At 71.4% G+C, this 16,779-nt stretch carries 19 protein-coding genes; 6 read left to right on the plus strand and 13 right to left on the minus strand.

What is annotated here, in order from left to right:
* Positions 1–8 precede the first annotated feature (8 nt).
* A complete protein-coding gene (locus SRB5_RS36890) occupies positions 9–503 on the plus strand; it encodes an inorganic diphosphatase (RefSeq protein ID WP_323378863.1) in 495 nt (164 codons plus the stop codon).
* Positions 504–554: 51 nt separating this feature from the next.
* Here the strand turns inward: SRB5_RS36890 and SRB5_RS32590 are convergent, their stop codons facing one another.
* A complete protein-coding gene (locus SRB5_RS32590) occupies positions 555–2,225 on the minus strand; it encodes a threonine/serine exporter family protein (protein WP_153457093.1) in 1,671 nt (556 codons plus the stop codon).
* A gap of 54 nt (positions 2,226–2,279) precedes the next feature.
* Here SRB5_RS32590 and SRB5_RS32595 point away from each other — a divergent pair, with 54 nt between their 5' ends.
* A complete protein-coding gene (locus tag SRB5_RS32595; RefSeq protein WP_153457094.1) occupies positions 2,280–2,597 on the plus strand; it encodes a hypothetical protein in 318 nt (105 codons plus the stop codon).
* Positions 2,598–2,601: 4 nt separating this feature from the next.
* On the opposite strand, the gene SRB5_RS32600 is transcribed toward SRB5_RS32595, so the two are convergent.
* The 5 genes from SRB5_RS32600 to SRB5_RS32620 form a co-directional block, all read right to left on the minus strand.
* The gene (locus SRB5_RS32600; protein WP_153457095.1) at positions 2,602–3,000 is read right to left on the minus strand and encodes an ankyrin repeat domain-containing protein; all 399 of its coding nucleotides are present in this window, start codon (positions 2,998–3,000) and stop codon (positions 2,602–2,604) included.
* Between the two features lie 72 nt (positions 3,001–3,072).
* The gene (locus SRB5_RS32605; RefSeq protein WP_153457096.1) at positions 3,073–3,807 is read right to left on the minus strand and encodes an HAD family hydrolase; all 735 of its coding nucleotides are present in this window, start codon (positions 3,805–3,807) and stop codon (positions 3,073–3,075) included.
* A 27-nt stretch (positions 3,808–3,834) separates the two neighbouring features.
* Positions 3,835–4,755, minus strand: a complete 921-nt coding sequence (locus SRB5_RS32610; protein ID WP_153457097.1) for an HAD family hydrolase — start codon at positions 4,753–4,755, stop codon at positions 3,835–3,837.
* Positions 4,646–5,536 carry a GntR family transcriptional regulator gene (locus SRB5_RS32615; RefSeq protein WP_153457098.1) on the minus strand — a complete coding sequence of 297 codons (891 nt, stop codon included), beginning with the start codon at positions 5,534–5,536 and terminating at the stop codon, positions 4,646–4,648. The genes SRB5_RS32610 and SRB5_RS32615 overlap by 110 nt, the downstream gene beginning before the upstream one ends.
* A 150-nt stretch (positions 5,537–5,686) precedes the next feature.
* Positions 5,687–6,766, minus strand: a complete 1,080-nt coding sequence (locus tag SRB5_RS32620; protein WP_153457099.1) for a phosphotransferase — start codon at positions 6,764–6,766, stop codon at positions 5,687–5,689.
* Positions 6,767–7,438: 672 nt separating this feature from the next.
* Between SRB5_RS32620 and SRB5_RS32625 the strand changes: the two genes are divergently transcribed.
* Positions 7,439–7,627 (plus strand): hypothetical protein, encoded by a 189-nt coding sequence (locus SRB5_RS32625; protein WP_153457100.1) that lies wholly within the window; start codon positions 7,439–7,441, stop codon positions 7,625–7,627.
* A gap of 204 nt (positions 7,628–7,831) precedes the next feature.
* Here SRB5_RS32625 and SRB5_RS32630 read toward each other — a convergent pair whose 3' ends face one another.
* From SRB5_RS32630 to SRB5_RS32640, 3 genes are read right to left on the minus strand one after another with little or no spacing between them, the layout of a single operon-like run.
* Positions 7,832–9,082 (minus strand): GNAT family N-acetyltransferase, encoded by a 1,251-nt coding sequence (locus SRB5_RS32630; RefSeq protein ID WP_153457101.1) that lies wholly within the window; start codon positions 9,080–9,082, stop codon positions 7,832–7,834.
* 41 nt (positions 9,083–9,123) lie between these two features.
* Positions 9,124–10,062, minus strand: a complete 939-nt coding sequence (locus SRB5_RS32635) for an asparaginase (protein ID WP_153457102.1) — start codon at positions 10,060–10,062, stop codon at positions 9,124–9,126.
* A 19-nt stretch (positions 10,063–10,081) separates the two neighbouring features.
* On the minus strand, positions 10,082–10,696 hold the full coding sequence (locus SRB5_RS32640; RefSeq protein ID WP_153457103.1) for an RsiG family protein: 615 nt from the start codon (positions 10,694–10,696) through the stop codon (positions 10,082–10,084).
* A 166-nt stretch (positions 10,697–10,862) separates the two neighbouring features.
* Here SRB5_RS32640 and dtd point away from each other — a divergent pair, with 166 nt between their 5' ends.
* Genes dtd through SRB5_RS32655 form a run of 3 tightly spaced genes read left to right on the plus strand, consistent with a single transcriptional unit; the run spans position 10,863 to position 13,783 of the window.
* Positions 10,863–11,288 (plus strand): D-aminoacyl-tRNA deacylase, encoded by a 426-nt coding sequence (gene dtd, locus SRB5_RS32645; RefSeq protein ID WP_153457104.1) that lies wholly within the window; start codon positions 10,863–10,865, stop codon positions 11,286–11,288.
* A gap of 47 nt (positions 11,289–11,335) precedes the next feature.
* Positions 11,336–12,280: a hypothetical protein gene (locus SRB5_RS32650; protein WP_153457105.1), complete on the plus strand. Its 945-nt coding sequence runs from the start codon at positions 11,336–11,338 to the stop codon at positions 12,278–12,280.
* A 3-nt stretch (positions 12,281–12,283) separates the two neighbouring features.
* Positions 12,284–13,783: a peptidase M16 family protein gene (locus SRB5_RS32655; protein ID WP_153457106.1), complete on the plus strand. Its 1,500-nt coding sequence runs from the start codon at positions 12,284–12,286 to the stop codon at positions 13,781–13,783.
* Here the strand turns inward: SRB5_RS32655 and ygfZ are convergent.
* The 4 genes from ygfZ to SRB5_RS36045 form a co-directional block, all read right to left on the minus strand.
* Positions 13,780–14,754: a CAF17-like 4Fe-4S cluster assembly/insertion protein YgfZ gene (gene ygfZ / locus SRB5_RS32660; protein ID WP_153457107.1), complete on the minus strand. Its 975-nt coding sequence runs from the start codon at positions 14,752–14,754 to the stop codon at positions 13,780–13,782. The genes SRB5_RS32655 and ygfZ overlap by 4 nt on opposite strands.
* A 9-nt stretch (positions 14,755–14,763) precedes the next feature.
* Positions 14,764–15,189, minus strand: a complete 426-nt coding sequence (locus SRB5_RS32665; protein WP_323378866.1) for a Fur family transcriptional regulator — start codon at positions 15,187–15,189, stop codon at positions 14,764–14,766.
* A gap of 34 nt (positions 15,190–15,223) precedes the next feature.
* Entirely contained in the window at positions 15,224–15,787 is a 564-nt protein-coding gene (locus SRB5_RS32670) for an FABP family protein (RefSeq protein ID WP_153457109.1), read from the minus strand.
* Between the two features lie 200 nt (positions 15,788–15,987).
* A partial coding sequence (locus tag SRB5_RS36045) for a hypothetical protein (protein ID WP_194293099.1) occupies positions 15,988–16,779 on the minus strand: 792 nt, incomplete at its 5' end.

The following is a 16,779-nucleotide window of genomic DNA, read 5'->3' on the forward strand; positions in this document are numbered from 1 at the left end:
AGCCACCCGTGGAGTTCGACGTCACCATCGAGATCCCGAAGGGTTCGCGGAACAAGTACGAGGTGGACCACGAGACCGGTCGGATCCGCCTGGACCGTCGACTCTTCACTTCGACCAGCTACCCCGCAGACTACGGCTTCGTCGAGGACACGCTCGGCGAGGACGGCGATCCGCTGGACGCGCTGGTCCTTCTGGACGAGCCGACGTTCCCCGGCTGCCTCATCCGCTGCCGCGCGATCGGCATGTTCCGGATGACCGACGAGGCCGGCGGCGACGACAAGCTGCTGTGCGTCCCGGCGTCCGACCCCCGGATGGAGCACCTGCGGGACATCCACCACGTGCCGGAGTTCGACCGCCTGGAGATCCAGCACTTCTTCGAGGTCTACAAGGACCTGGAGCCCGGCAAGTCCGTCGAGGGCGCCAACTGGGTCGGGCGTGTCGAGGCCGAGGAAGAGGTCCAGGCCTCGTACAAGCGGCTGCAGGCCGAGGGCGGGAAGCACTGATTTCTTTGCGTACGGGAGGGCCGGCTTTCGGGCCGGCCCTTTTTGCGTGCGTCAGAACCCGCGGGTGCGCTTGGACGCCTTGCGTTCCTTGCGCCCGGGCGCGACGCCGCGGGCCGGCTGCGGGATGAACAGGCGGGCCATCTCGCCGCCCAGGTTCACCCCCACCGCGATCGCCAGCGCCAGCGTGGCGGCCGTGAGCAGGCTGCGGATGCCGCCGTTGACGTCGCCCTGGGCCAGGCCCAGCAGACCGAAGTACGTCGACGAACCCGGCAGCAGCGGGCCGATCGCGGCCGTGACGTACGGCAGCGCGGACGCGTAGCGGTAACGCGACAGGAGCTGGCCGAAGAGGCCCACCAGGCCCGCCGCGACCGCCGTGGACAGCACCGGTGAGACGTCCGCCGTGTCGTGCATGGAACCGTAGATCAGCCACGCCACCCCGCCGTTGAGGGTGACGATCAGCACGGTGGAACGTTCCTGCTGGAGCAGCACCGCGAACGTCGCCGTCAGCACCATCGCCGCCACCAGCGACGTCACCGGCCGCTCCAGGTGCACGGCGGCCAGATCCGGGTCGAACTCCGCGTGCAGCCGCACCCCGACGTACAGCACGCCCAGCACGCCGACGATGATCCCGACGAAGAGGTACAGCACCTCCAGCAGCCGCGCCGCCGCGGTGATGTAGTAGCCGGTCAGCCCGTCCTGTACGGCGGCGACCAGCGCCCGCCCCGGCAGCAGCGCGAACAGCCCACCGGTGATCACGGCCGAGTAGCGCACGTCCACGTCGGCGAACTTCAGCGCCACGCCCACCGCCGCCGGCGGGATGGCGAACAGCACGAACTGATAGAACTCCGGCAGCCCCCGCGCCGACGCCGTCCACGCCAGCCGGTCACCGAGCATCGCGCCGACGGCCGCCGCGACGAACACCAGCGAACCACCGCCGACCAGCACGGACGCCGCCCCGGCCAGCAGCCCGCTGGCCACCGTCAGCGCCCACTTGGGGTACGGGTGGCGGTTGCGGCGGATCTCCGCCAGCCGCCGGTACGCGTCCTCGAGGGTGACCGTGACCAGCGGGTCGGTGATGTCGTCGACCAGGCGGAAGACGGCGGCGAGCCGGTTGTAGTCCGTACCCCGGCGGCGCACGGTGCGGTTGACGGTGACCGGGTCGTCGACGAGGGACGGCTGATGGGTGACCGACAGCAGCGTGAACGTCACCGTCGTCTCGATCCGGTCCAGCCCGAACGCGTGTCCGACGGCGAACATCGACGCCTCGACGTCCTCGGCGCCCTCCCCGCCCGCGAGCAGCAGCTCGCCGATGCGCAGGGTCAGGTCGAGGATGCGGGGGACGGGAAGCACCGTCTCGTCCTCGGGCGCGGCGATCCGCTCCGCCGAGGGCCGCTCGGTCAGGGGTGTCCGGAGCATGACCCGCATCCGGTCCTGCCAGGGCTGTTCGGGGCGGATCAGGGACACCGCCGGCGGCTTGGGCGGCGCGCCCCCGGGGGTGACGCCTTCGGGCAGGGCGAACTCGGACGTCGGGTGCTCGCCGGCCGGGGGCGGCGGCAGCGGTACGCCGAGCGGCGGGGTGAAGGCGCTGTGCGCCTCGTCGGAGGCGGGCTTGGCGTCCTCCTCGGCCACGCGTCTTTCACCCCCGTTCGTCGGATATTCCGGTCTCAGGCGAGCATAGGTGGCGCCCGGTACTCGCGCCTTCCCCGCCCCCGGAGGAGTCATGCCGGGCCGCCCCGGAGGCCGCCGCTCCGCCCCCGCCCCCCTACTCTTTCCCCCATGACCCGTCCAGCCCCCACCGCACCCCCCGCCGCGCGGACGGACGAAAGCTTCCGGCTGGCCGCCGACCGGGACGAGATCGCCCACCTCGTGTGCTGCCGCGACATCTCCTGGCGCACAGCCTTCTGCGGGGCCGGCGACCAGGACGTGATCAACATGGCGGCCGAGGTGATCTGCACGATGTGTCTGGAGGCCGTCGAGGCGATGTCCCCCGGCTGGCGCACGACGTCGGGTACGACGTGCCCGGTGGACGGCTGCGCGTGCCCCGACGAGCACGAGATCGACCTCCGCATCGCCCGGGAGACGGACGCGGGCTGACGCCCTACTCGAACAGCGCCGCCAACTCATCCCGCCCGAACATCCGCGCGGTATCCACGGCGGACGGCGACCCGGCGGTGGGATCGGCCCCATGGTCCAGCAGAATCCGTACGACATCCCCCGCGTCCTTGAACACGGCCCCGGCGAGCGGCGTCTGCCCCTGATCGTTCGCCTGATTCACATCGGCCCCCCGCTCGACGAGCGCGGCGACGGCGTCGGCGTGCCCGTAGTAGGCCGCGAGCATGACGAGCGAATCCCCCCGCTCATTGGTCAGCCCCACCGGCACCCCGGCATCCACGTACGCGGCAAGCGTGTCGGTCTGCCCGTCCCGCGCCAGGTCGAACACCTTCCCGGCGAGGGTGAGCAGCTCGGGGTCGTGCGGGGGTACGTCGGTGGGGGGCATGGGGTACGTCCTCTCGTCGCCGCGCGGGGCCCTGCCCAGCCAGCGTAAGCAGCCCGGCGGCTCTGGGCGCGCCTAGGCCCGCGGGAGCGGGGCAAGCGCGGCGGCGGCTCGCAGCAGGGGCGCGAGGCTGTCGACGACGAGGGGGACGCCGTATCCCTCCAGCGATGTCCGCTTGCCGGGGCGGGTGGCGTAGCCGATGAAGGGGATGCCGAGGGCGCGGGCGGCGTCCCGGTCGCCCCGGCTGTCGCCGATCATCAGTGTCTCGGCGGGCGCGGTGCCGGTGGCCGCCAGGGCGCGGCGCAGACAGTCGGGGTGGGGCTTGAGCAGCCGGCCGTCGTGCCTGCGTCCGTGGACCTGGCCGTCGAACGCCTCCGCGAGCCCGCGTCCGCGCAGATAGCGCATGACGGGTTCCTCCGCATTGTTGGTCGCGACGGCGATCCGCCGGCCGTGGTCGTGGAGCGTACGGATCAGCGCGTCGGCGTACGGCGTGGGCCGGGCGGTGGCGGTGGCGGCGAACTCCTCCCGCGCCAGCCGCCGCTCGACGGCGGCCACCACGACGGGGTCGACACCCCGGGAGGCGAGCTCCCGGAACACGGTGTAGGCGTCGGCGAACGCCGCCGTGGTGGGCCGCACCACTTCGGCGTATCCCTCGGAGGCGGCCCAGTCGCGCAGGCGTGCGGTGATGTCCTGGGGGCGCCGGCCGGCGAAGAGGCTGCAGACGGGGCCGTCGAAGTCGAAGAGCACGCAGCGGGCGGAGGCGAGGAGGCGGAGGGCTCGGTGCTCGGAGGGTTCGCGGATGTCTACCACAGGCCCTCCGAACGCTGCGGGGACGGCTCAGGCGGTCAGGCGCACTCGGCTGGGCTGTGCCACGATCTCGTCCGTCAGCCGAACGAGATCGGTGACCATGGGAGCCTTGGCTCCGGACTCTTTCCGGAGCAGGGCCAGTTGCTTTGCGGTGCGGTGATAGCCGATGAAGCCGAACCGCACTCCCTGGGCCGACGAGGCTTTCACGTCTGCCACCGAGTCGCCGATCATCACGTAGTGATGTGAGGCCGAGGACGGTGCGGTGTCCCAGATGGCACGGACCAAGGCCGGAGTGTGAGGGTGGGGCTTCATCAGCCACGCTTCCCGGGGACGGCCGCGCACCAGACCCTCACGGAAGAAGCCGTCGAGTTCGTGCCGGACGAGGTAGCTGCGGATCGCCGCCTCACTGTTGTTGGATGCAATGGCCAGTTGGTAACCGCGCTCGTGCAGTACGTTCAGCAACTGGTGAGCGCCCGGAGTGGGGAAGGCGTTGTCCACGACGGCCTTCTCCTCGGCTTCGTCCAGCCAGGCACGCATGTTGTCGACCAGCTCATGGGTCTCGTCGTTCCCGCTCCGGCGGTGCAGCCTTACCAACGCCTGGTAGAGGGCATGGGGATCTTCTTTCGACACGCCCTCTGTGTCCAGCATCTTCAGAACCTGCGAGTGGTCCTTGCCCAGCCGCTGCCGGAAGTCCCGGGCGATCACGGGGGCGACGCTGCCCGTACCGTTCTCCCCCGTGGCGAAGAGACTGCACACGGGGCCGTCGAAGTCGAAGACAACGTGGGTAGCCCTGAGCAGCAGGTCGGCGGCGGCCGGTGTCTCATCATCAGTGTCGGGCTCGCTAGCTGATGAAGGGGGCGTCGGTGGCAAGGTGATCCCAAAACGAGTCGAACCATCTCTGAGACTCCTCGACGAAGCCCGGGTCATTGATCCCGGCGCCGGGTGCGTCATTGGTGGTGTAGAGGAAGAGAGTGGATCCGAGGCCGAGGACGTCCAGCATGTGAAGGGTGTCGCCCTTGTAGGTCACTGGGTGCTCCACCAGGCGGTACAACCCGTGGAGCACGGCCTTCTTGTTGAGGATGTAGAGCTTATGCGACGGCGTCAGCGGAACGGTCCTGACGCGCGCGGACACCTCGTTCACGAGTCCGGCGTCCTTCAGGCTCATCAGCGCCTCGACGAGGGATGGGGCGTGGCGGCTGGTGAGTTCCCGGTGGCGTTCGAGCGGGCGGGTGTCGCTCGGGTCGTCCACCGAACGGGGGAACGCGAGAAGGGCTTCGGTGCTGGGGATCATCACCCTGACGGTGATCCGCTCGGGCGGTTCGATCTCGCCGTCGCGGATCCTGGCGACCTGGGTGCGGATGTGGGTGTCCATCGACTCGGCCGTGAGGGTGAAGAGGTCCAGGGTGACGGTACGGCTCTCGGTCGCGAAGGCCTCGCGTATGTATGGAGCGAGGTGCACCATCGAGGGTTTTGTGGGCACCGTCGAGTCCAGGACGACCGTGCCGCTGCCCTGCTTGGTGCGCACCAGGCCGAGACGGGCCAGCTCGCCCATCGCCTGCCGGACGACGGGACGTGAGACGTCGAAACGGTCGGCGAGTTGCTCCTGGGTCGGCATGGTCGCGCCGGGCGGGTAGAGGCCGTCGCTGATCTCCATCCGAAGCGTGTCAGCGATCTGCTGCGGCCTCGGCTTCCTGCCGGTCGCCGTCGACTTGGCGGAGTCTCCGTTCGTCACAGAACAACCTTAACTCCATTGGTGGAGCGTTGTCGGTCGCTGCGACCAAATGGTCATCCAATCAGCGAATATGTTGCCTTCCCAAGGGGAAATGGATGAACGACCTTGCGATGGCCGCGATTTGGCCCGGGTCCGAGCGGCGGGATCGTGTCATCCCGCCGGGCGTACGGAACCCAGTTCGCCGCCGAGCAGCCACTGCTCGTACAGGGACGCGATGGTCGTTGGCGCCGGTACGGGCAGAGGCCCGGGCCGGGCGCGGCGCAGGGCGTCGTGCACCACTTCGGCGGCGTGTGCCGTCCGACCGGGACGGGCCGGCGGGGGTGCCGACTCCAGTGCCATGCCCTGGCGCACGAGATCGGTGTAGACCGACTGGACCCGCTTGTAGCGCAGGTAGCGGGGCAGGTCCTCGTCCAGTCCGGCGGAGGCGCCCGGTGACGCGTCCTCGACGGCCGTGCGCCAGCGTTCGACGATCTCGGCCTCCTGCGCCTTCGGATAGCGCATCAGATGCAGATGGGTCGCGAGTTCGTAGACGGGGTCGCCCGGGGTGGCGAGTTCCCAGTCGATCGTCCACAGCCGGCTGTCGGTGTCGACGACGAGGTTCTCGTCGTGCAGATCGCCGTGGAGCAGGGAAAAGGGGCGCGGGGTGAGGGTGTCGGATTCCTCCGCGAGCCGGTCGAGGACGTGCGGGTCGACCCCGAGGGCCGCGTAGAGGGCGCCGTAGTCGGCGTGGTGGGCGTCGCGCACCCGGGTGGCCGTGAACTGGATGAGGCCCCGCAGGAAGCCGGCGGAGTCCCCGTCCTTCGGCCAGCTCTGCCGGACGACAGGGTCGATGAGGGCTGATATGTCCTGCAGCGGGACGGTGTTGAGGCTGCGTACGAGTTCGAGGATCTGGCGGACGTGCTCCCGCGGGACGGACCTGTTGGGGCGTCTTTGCCGCGTGAGCCGGAGGGTGTGGCCCCTGACGTAGGTGAGGACCGACATCTCGCGGCTGCCGAGCACCGTGGGTATGCGTGGCACCCCGTGCTGCGCCAGCAGCTCGAGCAGGTTGTCCTCGGAGGTCAGCACGTGGCGGTCGAACTCGGCGATGCCCTTGCGGGGGCTGCGGACCTTCACGTGGTCGAGTCCGATACAGCCCAGGGCGCTGTTCGCGGGCAGACGCAGGACGTACGACTGGTGGTAATAGCCCTGCAGCGGGCGGCCGGACACCCGCATGGTGTCCAGGTGGGTCACCGGGCGGGTCTTTGCAGGCAGTTGCGGCGCCAAGCTGGGTCTGCCTTCCGCTGCGGAGGGAGGGGGACACGTGGGTCACGCATCTGAACGTCCACATCAGGGGCTGCTGGGCGGCCCGGACAGCGCGGGGCGGGACTGGGGGCTCGTTTCGGCCTCTCCGCGCAGACCGGATCCGCGGGGCGGGGCGGCTCGTCATCCGGTTGAACGGTGGTCAAGCCGATGATAGCCGCTGCGTCTCCGCTGCGGCATGGCACGAATGGCCTTCGGCGGCACGGAGTGCCACGTCGGGTTCCGTCTCGGGTTCTCCCATGTCGCCGCCTGTTCGGAGGGGTTGGGGTTGGCGCGCGGACGGCTGAGAGGGTCGCGATTGGTGTGATCTCGCGCACACTATCTATATCCGGTCGTCAAGTCCGTTGCCTTGGTCATGGTTTGGCGCGCCTGGCGCAGGCTTGGCATCGAGGGTGACCCGGTCCAATGACTTTTCGGCCAGTGGGCGGGGATCTGTTTTTGCTTCGCCTCAATTGGGCAACAACAACATAGGAGTTGGCGCCAACTTATAGCCTTGGCTGTTCAGTCGTCGGGTCGTGGCCCACTCCGGACGCGCCGCCCGTTCGACGGAGCACGGGCGGGTGCGGAGCCTGATAGCCGCGGTGGGCCAGGAGGGGGACTACTATGCCTGCCTTTGCCATTGCCATGGCCGTATTGGTCGTGGCGTTCGACCGGGTCGTGGAGACCAAGTACGGAACCATCGGGGTCGCGGGACTGACCCTGATGATCATTGGGATCAAGGCGAAGAACGCCACCTGCAGCATCGCGGGCGGCGCCATGCTCGCCTCGGTGATCTCGCAACCAACGGGCTGAGAGCGCCGGTTGGCCGAGGGGGTGGGGTCATGGCCTTCCTGATCCTCGCGGTGATCGTCCTCGTTGCCCTGTCGGACGAGGATTGCTGCGTCGGTTGCGTAGGAATGCTTGTGCTCATCGGCTTCCTGTGGCTGATGAGCTACCGCTGAAGACACCGCGACCCGAACTGCGGAGGGGGCAGTTCGGGTCGTGGGGTGTCGGGGGTCAGAAGACGTCCGGGCACCAGGGGCGGCGGGGGGTGTGGAACAGGGTTTCTGCTGTGGTGACGGCGCCGGGGCGGTGTTCCGTGAGGCGGTTCAGGGCTGCCAGGCGGGTGGGGGATTCGTCGCCCAGGTACAGGGGGGCCAGGGAAGAGACCGGGAGGGTCAGGTCGGGGGAGTGGGTGGTGGGGGTGCAGGTTGACTGCGTGCCGTCCGTCTCCAGGGTGAAGCGGCCGCCCGCCAGTTCGTGTGGGTCCACGAGTTCCAGGGTCAGCGTGCCCGCGGTCGCGTACGTGCGGGACGTCAGGAGGCGGGGGGTGTCCAGGGGGCGGAGCCAGAGGAAGTCCGCGTGGGCGTTGATGCGGGCCGCGCGGGGGTCCGGGAGCAGGAGGGGGAGGAGGTCGTCGGGGGCGCGGAAGCCTGTGGAGAGCGTCGTGACCCAGTCGATCGAGCAGAGGTAGTGCCACAGGGCGCGTTCCGCCGATGGGGTGGTCGCGATCAGCTTGAGGACCTCCGCCTTGCAGTGCGGGAGCTTCGAGCGCCAGTCACTGGAGTCCGTGTGGTACGAGGCCAGGCCCTGCGGTTCGCCCGACGCGGCGCGGTAGAGGGCGTAGTGCGGCTCCTTCCACGGGCCCCGGTGCGTGAAGCGGACCTCCCCCGTGGACTCCCGCCACCACTGGGCGTCCCGGTCCACCGCGCCGGGGGTGAGCGGGCGGAAGCGGTCGTGCAGGGCGGGGCCCAGGGTGCGTACCTCGTCCGCCGTGATCAGCTCTACCGTGCCCCCGTCGTCCGGGCCCCGGTAGCGGCGGTCCAGGCCCGTGCGGGGGATGTCGATGTCCCAGGCCGTGACCCAGGTGGCCGGGCCGAAGCCGTGGTGGCCGTAAATCGGGTACTCGGCGGCGATCAGGGTCGCGGCGGCGTCGCCGCGGTCCTTCGCGGCGCGCAGGTCGTTCGCCATCATCCGGGTGAGCAGGCCCCGCCGGCGGTGCGTGGACGTCACCGTCACGTTCGAGACCGCCGTCGCCGGGACCGCCGCGCCGCCGGGGACGGTGAGCTGCTGGGCGAAGCTGCGGAACGTCCCCACGCAGCGCTTGCCGTCCCACGCCCCCTGGGTACGGGAGAGGTCGATCGCCGGGAGGTGCTTGGCGACGTCCTCCGGGTCGGCGACCGGTTCGTTCAGGAAGCCGGTGTGGACGGCGCGGTACCACTCCGCCGCTTCGTCTTCGGTGATCGTACGGACGTCCAGGTCGCTCATGCGGGCACGGTATGCGACCGCGCCCGCGACCGTCGCGTCAATTACACCCCGTCGGCGAGCACCGACCCCACCACGCCCCCGCCCCCCAACAGCGGCGCCTCCGCAATCCGTTCCAGTACGGGAGCATCGACCCCCATCCCCCGCAGCGCGGCAGCCAGCACCGGACCCACCGCCCGCACCCCACCGTCGTCCACCTTGAACGCCAGCGCCCGCCCGTCCCCCAGCGCCACCGCCTGCACGCCCTCCGCGCCGATCTTGGCCAGCGCCCCCGGCACCCCCTCCATCAGCCAGGTGTCGGTCCGCCGGCTCCCCGCCACATACCGCGGGTGAGCGCGCATCGCGTCCGCCACCCGCCGCTCCGCCGTCCCGGGCGCAGCCAGGACGTACGACCGGAAGGCCCGCGCCAGCCCGGTGAGCGACAGCGCCAGCACCGGAGCCCCGCAGCCGTCGACCCCGGTGTGGGCGACCCGCTCGCCGGCGGCCGACTCCACGCTCTCGACCACAAGGCGCTGCAGGGGGTGATCCGGAGACAGATACGAGGCCACCGGCCACCCCGCGGCCACACACGCCGTCAGCATCGCCGCATGCTTCCCGGAGCAGTTCATCGCGATCCGCTCCCGCCCCCGCCCGGCCGCCAGATAGGCCTCCCGCTCGGTCTCGTCCAGCGGCAGGTCCGGCGGCGTCCGCAGCGCCGCCTCCGACAGGCCGGCCTCCGCGAGCATCTTGCGCGCGAGGTCGAGGTGGAAGGGCTCCCCGGAGTGGCTGCCCGCCGCGATCGCCAGCCGTTCGCCGTCGAGGGCGGCGCCCGCCCGGAGCACGGCGGCGGCCTGCATCGGCTTGTTCGACGAGCGGGGGAAGACCGGCGAGGTCACGTCCCCCAGGGCCCGCTCCACCGATCCGTCCGCGGCCAGCACGACCAGCGACCCGTGATGCCGGCTCTCTACGAACCCCGACCGTACGACCTTGGCGAGTATGGGCATGTGGACCTTCCGTTACCGCTCATCGCAGCAGGTCGTCGACCTGTGCCTCCCCCTCACGGTAACGCCGGGCGATCTCCGTGCTGCACTCGTCCGCCGTGCGCTGGAGCTGCGAGCGGCGCCGGGAGACCCCCGACTCGTGCCGCGCCAGCTCCGCCAGACCGCGGTCGAGCTCCATGTCCGTGCGGGCGTCCAGGTCGGAGAGCTCGACGGCGCCCAGCATCCGCTCCGCCAGCTCCCGGTACTCCTCGCGCAGGGGTGTGCCGAGAGTCACATGGCGGGCGGAGGACGTACGGCCGGTGGGGGCGTCCGTGAGGATCTCCGGCAGCCGGTCCAGGACGGGCGAGTGCGGGGCGCGGCGGCGGGCGAGCTCGGCGCGCAGGATGTCGATGCGGCCGTGCAGCAGCCGGCGTACGTAGCTGAGGTCGGCCTCCTCCTGCTGGGAGAGGCGGCGCAGCTCACGGAGCTCGTCGAGGGTGAGGACGCCGAGGTGTGCGCGGGGGGCGCCGTCGCCGAGCGGCGCGCGGGGGGCGGGCGGCATCGGCGAGCGGCGGGAATCGGACGTGAGCATCGGGCGGTCCTCGGTACGCGCGGTCGGTACGGGACTCGGTGTATGCCCGGCGCCTGCAGTACTCATGCGTGTCTTCCGTCCCCTTCGTCCGGTTGACGCCATAGTCATACCTCCGGACACAGGTGCATCGTGCCATCACGGAGTGTCGCCACGCAGGCCGACTGACTCCGAACGGACCCCGGCGCATATGCGCACGCGGGGGCGCATCGGCGTAGAGGGCATGATGTCCCCCATGCGTGCAGTGGTACAGCGGGCCGACGGCGCCCGCGTCGAGGTCGAGGGCGAGACGACCGGCGAGTTCACCGGGGAGGGGCTGTGTGTGCTGGTGGGGGTCACGCACGACGACACCCCGGCCAAGGCGGCGCAGCTCGCCCGCAAGCTGTGGTCGCTGCGGATGCTGGAGGGGGAGAAGTCCTGCTCGGACGTCGATGCACCTCTTCTGGTGATCAGTCAATTCACGCTTTACGGTGACGCCCGTAAGGGGCGCCGTCCGACCTGGAACGCCGCCGCTCCCGGCGAGGTCGCGGAGCCGCTGGTGGACGAGGTCGTGGCGCGGCTGAGGGAGCTGGGGGCGACGGTGGGAACGGGACGTTTCGGGGCGAAGATGCGCGTGTCGCTGACGAACGACGGGCCGTTCACGGTGCTGGTCGAGGTCTGACCCGGCGACTCTTCACCGGGGCCGTCCGATTCCCCTATGATCCGGCGGTGTTCGATTCTCCACCCCTGGCCGGCCCCGAGTTCAGCCCGCTGGTCAACTTCCCCGAGCTGGGCCGCCTGCGCGGCGCCGCCACGGGCCGTGACTGGCCCACCGTCCGGGCGTACGTGTCCGAGCTCGACGACCCCGACATGCGGGCGACCGCGGGCCGGATCGTGTCCGAGACGCCGGGCGCCGAGGAGTTCCTGACGGGCGTCACCCGGCGGGACAAGGGCGACGTCATGGCGCGGGTGCTGCTCGCCGGGACACTGATCCACGTCGGCTGGTCGATCCGTACCGGCGCGACCGCGAACCAGGTGTCCGCCGACCAGTTCACGCGGTTCTTCGGCTATCTGCGCCGCGCGGAGAAGCTGCTCATCGACGTCTGCGCCGAGGACCCGCGGAACGCGCTGGCCTGGCTGCACCGGCTCACCACGGCGCGCGGGCTGCAGCTGGGGGCGAGCGAGACGCGGCGGCGCTACGAGCGGGTCGCCGAGCACCACCCGCACTTCTACTCCGCCCAGGCGCAGCTGCTGCAGAAGCTGTGCCCCAAATGGGGCGGCACCTGGCAGGAGGCGCACGGCTTCGCCAACGAGTGCGCCGCCGCCGCGCCCCCCGGCAGCCTGTCGCCGCTGCTGGTCGCCGAGGCGCATCTGGAGCACTGGGCGGACCGGGACGGACCCTCGTACGACCTGAACAGCCCGGCGGCGCAGCGGGAGCTGACGGCCGCCGTGCATCAGACGGTGATGGCGGACGGGTTCGCGGGGGACTTCCACTGGATCTACGCCCACGGGCTGTTCGCCCTGGTGTTCTCCCTGGGGGAGCACCGGGAGAAGGCCGCCTGGCACTTCCAGGTGCTCGGCAACCGGGGCAGCGAGATGCCGTGGAACCGTATCGACGGGGATCCGGTGGCGGCGTACAAGCGGCATCGCAGGGCCGCGCTGGGGAGGGGCTGAGCGGTGGACGGGATCGAGGAGACGACGCACGGCGGGGTACGGACCGTCCTCGCGGGGCGGCCGGGGCCGCTGACGGCGGGGCTGTTCTTCCGGGTGGGGCGGGCCGACGAGACGCTCTCCACCAGCGGCGTCACACATCTGACCGAGCATCTGGCGCTGTACGAACGCGGGCTCGGCGAGGGGCACTACAACGGGGCGACCGGCGCCTCGTACACGCACTTCCACGTCCAGGGCGGCGAACGCGACGTCGTCGGCTATCTCAACGGGGTGTGCGCGGCGCTCGCCGAGCTGCCGTTGCAGCGGCTGGAGACGGAGAAGGAGATCCTGCGCACCGAGGAGGCCGGGCGCGGCTCCGGCGCCAACCGGCGGCTGCCGCTGTGGCGTTACGGGGCGCAGGGGTACGGCCTCGTCAGCTACCCGGAGTTCGGGCTGCCGCGGCTGGACGGGACGGCGGTGCGGAACTGGGTGCGGACCTGGTTCACCCGGGAGAACGCGGTGCTGTGGCTGACGGCCGGCCAGGTGCCCGCGGGGCTCGACCTGTCGCCGCTGCCGTCGGGGACCTGGTACGGGACCCCCGCCGTGACGTCCGCGCTGCCGCGGACCCCCGCGTACTTCTCCGGGGACGAGGGCGGGGTCGTGATGGACGCCGTGGTGCGCCGGTCGTCCGCCGCGCATCTGTACGCCGAGCTGCTGGGGCGGGAGCTGTTCCGGGACCTGCGGAAGAAGGGCGGCTACTCGTACACCGCCGCCGCCGACTACTCGCCGCGTGACGCGGAGTTCGCCACGGTGACCGCGCTCGCCGACGCGCTGCCGGACCGGGCGGACGCGGTGCTGGGCGGGTTCGTCGACGTGCTGGCGCGGATGCGGGTGGGGACGCTGGCGCAGGACGATCTGGACGCCGTGCGGGAGAGCGCCCTCGCCGTGTTCGACGTGCCGGACGTGGCGGCGGCGCGGCTGCCCTCGTACGCGCTGAACCTGCTGTACGGGCACCCCAATCTGAGCGTCGCCGAGCTGCGGCGGGAGATGAACCGCGTCACCTTGCGCGACGTCAGGGCCGTGGCGGAGGAGGCCGAGGGGACGGCGCTGCTCCAGGTGCCGCGGGGGCGGGACGCCGAGTGGGCCGGGTTCGTGGAGGCGCCGGGGTATTCGACGGGGGTGGTCGGCGGGGAGCGGCATCCGGCGATCGGGCAGGACGGGGTGCACCTCGTCATCGGGGCGGACGGGGTCAGCCTCGTCACGCCCGGGGGTGCGGCGACCGTGCGGTGGGCGGAGTGCGTGCTGGTCGCCGCCGTGCCGGACGGGGCGCGGCGGGTGACGGGGCGGGACGGGATCGTCGTGGCCGTGGAGCCGACGCTGTTCGGCGTCCCGCCGGACGGGATCGCCGCCATCGACCGGCTGGCGCCGCCCGGCACGCTGGTGTGGGAACCGCCGCGGTCGCCGGAGGACATCCCGCAGCCGTCGCGGGCGAAGCAGCAGACCGGGCGGTTCCGCAGACGTCGCTAGGGCGCGACGACGACCTCCTGCGCGGCGGCCGTGTCCCCGGCCAGCAGCTGGGCCTCCGGGTCGGTGTTGCGCTTCACCAGCGCCAGCGCGATCGGGCCCAGCTCGTGGTGCCGCGCCGACGTCGTGACGAAGCCCAGCGCGCGCCCCTCGGGGCCGTCGGAGGCCAGCCGGACGGGGGTGCCGTGCGGCGGGAGGTGGACGTCGCTGCCGTCGAGGTGCAGGAACACCAGACGGCGCGGGGGCCGGCCCAGGTTCTGCACCCGGGCGACCGTCTCCTGGCCCCGGTAGCAGCCCTTCTGCAGATGCACCGCGGAGCCGATCCACCCCACCTCGTGCGGGATGGTCCGGTGATCCGTCTCGCGGCCCAGCCGGGGGCGGTGCGCCTCGACGCGCAGCGCCTCGTACGCCAGCACGCCGGCCGGGGAGCCGGCCCGGTCGGCGAACGACTTCAGGTCCGTACGCGGCAGGAACAGGTCCCGTCCGTACGCCGTCTCGCGGACCACGACGCCCTCGGGGGCGGGCACGACGGAGCCGGCGGGGAGATACACGACCGCGGTGTCGGCGGTGCGGTCGGCGAGGTCGACGCGGTAGAAGAACTTCATCGACTCGAGGTACGCGAGCAGCGCCTCCTGCGTGCCCGGCTCCACGTGCGCCCACGTGGTCGTACCGTCGTCGACAAGATACAGCGCGTGCTCCACGTGACCGTGCGCGGACAGCACCAGCGCCTCGGTCGCGATACCGGGCGCGAGGGATTCGACGTGCTGGGTGAGCAGCAGATGCAGCCAGCTCAGCCGGTCGTCGCCGGTGACCGTGAGCACACCGCGGTGGGACAGATCGGTGAAGCCCTCACCGGAGGCGAGGGCGCGCTGCTCCCGGTACAGCTCGCCGTAGTGCGCGGCGACCCCCTCGTCGGGGGCCTCGGCCGCCACGGCCCCGGGCAGGGACAGCAGGGGGGACTGGGGCGCGTTCATACGCCAAGCCTACGGCGACGCCGCCGAGCAGCGGGCACAGCGGCCGTAGATGGCGAAGTGCTTGAGGTCCGTCTCGAAGCCGAAGCCCTCCCGCAGCGCCGCCACGAACGGCTCCGCGACGGCCACGTCCGCCTCCAGCACCTCCTCGCAGTCCCGGCACACCAGATGCAGATGGTGGTGCCGGTCTGCGAGATGGTACGTCGGCGCACCGTGCCCCAGATGGGCGTGGCTGACCAGCCCGAGCTCCTCCAGGAGCTCCAGGGTCCGGTAGACGGTGGAGATGTTCACCCCGGCGGCCGTCCGGCGCACCTCGCACAGGATGGCGTCCGGCGTGGCGTGCTCCAGGGTGTCCACGGCCTCGAGGACCAGCTGGCGCTGCGGCGTCAGCCGGTAGCCCCGCTGCCGCAGGTCGGTCTTCCAGTCCGTGCCCGTCACGGGATCCAGTGTAGGGAGGCGGGACCGCTGCGGGTCAGCGGAAGAACGCGATGCCGTCGTCGGGGAGGTCCGTCAGGTTCTGCGCGACCTCGCGCAGGTCGACGACCTTCTTCAGCTGCGCCGACATGTACGGGCGCAGCTCGACGTCCGGGGTGGCCTTCTCGCCGACCCACATCAGGTCGCCCTTGACGTAGCCGTACAGCCGCTTGCCGCCGGAGTACGGGGGCGCGCCCGCGGAGCGGGCGACGGCGTCGGTGGCCAGGTCGATCTGGGGCTTGCCCTCGGCCAGCACACCGTCCCAGTGCTCGGCGACACCGCCGTCGCGGACCATCACGACGTCGATCGTGCGGTCCTTCGCGATCCGCCAGTAGCCGGTCTCGGACTCCAGCGGCCGCACCTTGGCGCCCTCGGCGTCCAGGACCCAGGTGTACGACGTGTAGTGCAGGAAGTCCCGGCCGTCGTGGCCGAACACGACCTCCTGGCCGAAGTTGCACTTCTCGTCGCCCGGGAAGTCGAAGACCCCCGCGCCCTCCCAGGTCCCCAGGAGAAACGCCAGGGGGACGAGGTCCGGGTGCAGGTCGGACGGGATTTCGATCATGTCAGCGCTGACCCTGGTACAGCTTGGAGACGGCGAAGCCGGCGAAGGCCAGCGTGGCCACGGCGACCAGGGCGAGCAGGATCTCGAAGAACAGAATCACGTGCGCGGTCCTTAGAGCGATCAGTGGGCGGAACGCTCACGAGTGTAGTCCGCGCGGGGGTGAGGGGCGTCCTGTGGTGGTACGCCCCACACCCGCGCGGTCAGCCCAGCAGCTGGTGCTGGAGGATCAGCGTCTGCTGGAACGGGACCTTCGCCGCCCCGCCCTCGTGCGCCTGGAGGATCAGGGCGACGGTGTCACCGGCGACGACGTACGCCTGCCGGGCGTGCCGCTCCCCGTACGGCTTCTCCTCGTCGTACACGTACAGGTCGACGCCGTCGATCCCGGTGTTCTCCGGCCAGCTCTCGTCGAGCACCGTGGCGGGGGCCTCGGCCAGCTCCCGGCCGCCGTTCACGCCGTCGGAGAGGGTCTGGTCGTAGAAGTGGTCGGCGAGGGCGCCGGTGTTGAACTGCAGGAGGTAGATCCGGGTGCGGGTGCCGTCCGGCATCACCCAGGCGCGGGCGGCGATGTGCCGGACCGCGTCGTCGGTGAGGGCCTGGACGACGGTGTCCCGCTCGTCCTTCGCGTAGACCTCCGCGAACTCCTTCGGGGTCACCCAGCCGTCCTCGACCGCGACCTCCGGGTCCGCCTTGCCGCCCTCGGGCAGCGGGAGGAGGAGTTCGCGCAGGTCGGCGTGGTGGACGGCGGCCGGGTTGGCGTCGGAGTCCAGGGGCTCGGGGGCGCCGTGGGGAAGCTTGGGGAGGGTGAGCTCCGGGTAGTCCCAGCGGCCGTCGGTCTCGGTGGCCAGGAGGGGGAGGTCGCCGCGCTCGGCCCGCGTCAGTCCGTAGCCCGCGCCGCCGGCGGTTCCGGCGAAGACCAGCACGGCGGCGGTCCAGGCCAGCGCGGTGCGCAGGCCGCGGCGCGGCGGGCGGGGGGCGGCGGCGGCGGGGGAGGG

It is taken from the genome of Streptomyces smaragdinus (genome assembly GCF_009604385.1).
GTDB classification, from domain to species: domain Bacteria; phylum Actinomycetota; class Actinomycetes; order Streptomycetales; family Streptomycetaceae; genus Streptomyces; species Streptomyces smaragdinus.